We start from the raw sequence: 1,808 nt of genomic DNA, 5'->3' as shown, positions 1-1,808 counted from the left end.
GCGGGCACCACGTCGGGCGCCGCCACGGTCTCGGGCACCGGCGCGGCCTCGGCCTCGGGAGCGGCCGCCGCGGCGGCCTTCTCCTTGCGGCCGGCCTTGCCGCCCTTGCCCTTCTTGCCGCCGCCCCCGGCACCGGCACCGGCGTGCGTGTGCGGCTGCTCCATGTGGACGATGACGCCGCGCCCGTTGCAGTGCACGCACGGCTCGGAGAACGACTCCAGCAGCCCCTGGCCGACCCGCTTGCGGGTCATCTGCACCAGGCCGAGCGAGGTGACCTCGGCCACCTGGTGCTTGGTCCGGTCCCGGCCCAGGCACTCCAGCAGCCGCCGCAGCACCAGATCGCGGTTCGACTCCAGCACCATGTCGATGAAGTCGATCACGATGATGCCGCCGAGGTCCCGCAGCCGCAGCTGCCGCACGATCTCCTCGGCCGCCTCCAGGTTGTTCCGGGTGACGGTCTCCTCCAGGTTGCCGCCCTGCCCGGTGAACCGGCCGGTGTTCACATCGATGACCACCATGGCCTCGGTGCGGTCGATCACCAGCGAGCCGCCGCTGGGCAGCCACACCTTGCGGTCCAGCGCCTTCATCAGCTGCTCGTCGATCCGGTAGGTGGCGAAGACGTCCACCTCGGAGGTCCAGCGCTGGAGCCGCTCGGACAGATCGGGCGCCACCTGCGAGACATAGCCGTGGATGGTGTTCCACGCCTCGTCACCGCTGACGATGACCTTCGAGAAGTCCTCGTTGAAGATGTCCCGCACCACGCGCACGGTCATGTCGGGCTCGCCGTACAGCAGCGTCGGGGCGTTGCCCTTCTTCGCCCGCTTCTGGATCTCCTCCCACTGCGCCTGGAGCCGCTCGACGTCGCGGGTCAGCTCCTCCTCGCTGGCGCCCTCGGCGGCGGTCCGCACGATGACGCCCGCGTCCTCGGGAAGGATCTTCTTCAGGATCTGCTTCAGCCGCGCCCGCTCGGTGTCCGGCAGCTTGCGGCTGATCCCGGTCATCGACCCCTCGGGCACGTACACCAGGTACCGGCCGGGCAGCGAGATCTGGCTGGTCAGCCGCGCGCCCTTGTGTCCGATCGGGTCCTTGGTGACCTGGACGAGGACGGGCTGGCCGGACTTCAGCGCCGACTCGATACGGCGCGGGCCGTTGCCGAGCCCCAGCGACTCGAAGTTGACCTCACCGGCGTACAGCACCGCGTTGCGGCCCTTGCCGATGTCGACGAACGCCGCCTCCATCGAGGGCAGCACGTTCTGCACCTTGCCGAGGTAGACGTTGCCGACGTAGCTGGAGGACTGCTCCTTGTTCACGAAGTGCTCGACGAGGACGTTGTCCTCCAGCACCCCGATCTGGGTGCGGTCGCCCTGCTGCCGCACCACCATGACCCGCTCGACCGCCTCGCGGCGGGCGAGGAACTCGGCCTCGGTGATGATCGGCACCCGGCGGCGGCCCTGCTCCCGGCCCTCGCGGCGGCGCTGCTTCTTGGCCTCCAGCCGGGTGGAGCCCTTGATCGACTGCACGCCGTCGCCGGCCTCGGTCGGCTCGTCCTTCTTCTTGCGCGGCTCACGGACCTTGATGACCGTGCGCTCGGGGTCGTCGGTGCCGGTGGCCCCGCCCTCGCCCGCGTCCTCGGTGCGCCGGCGGCGACGGCGACGGCGCCGGGACGAACCGGAACCCGACCCCTCGCCCTGCGCCTCCTCGGCGTTCTCCTGCTCCTCGGCGGCCTCGTCGGGCTCCGCCGGGACCTCCTCGGCGGCCTCGTCGGCGGCCTCGGTCACCGGCCGGGAGTCGCTCTCGCTGTCGCCCTC

General features: G+C 71.1%; 1 protein-coding gene. It reads right to left on the bottom strand.

Annotated elements, in window-relative coordinates:
* Positions 1 to 1,808: ribonuclease E/G (locus ACFV5N_RS27585; protein ID WP_385605199.1), on the bottom strand; the 1,808-nt coding region annotated here is incomplete at both ends.

The organism is Streptomyces sp. NPDC059853, from assembly GCF_042731495.1.
GTDB lineage: Bacteria > Actinomycetota > Actinomycetes > Streptomycetales > Streptomycetaceae > Streptomyces.
This window is presented reverse-complemented; position numbering and strand designations above follow the sequence as displayed.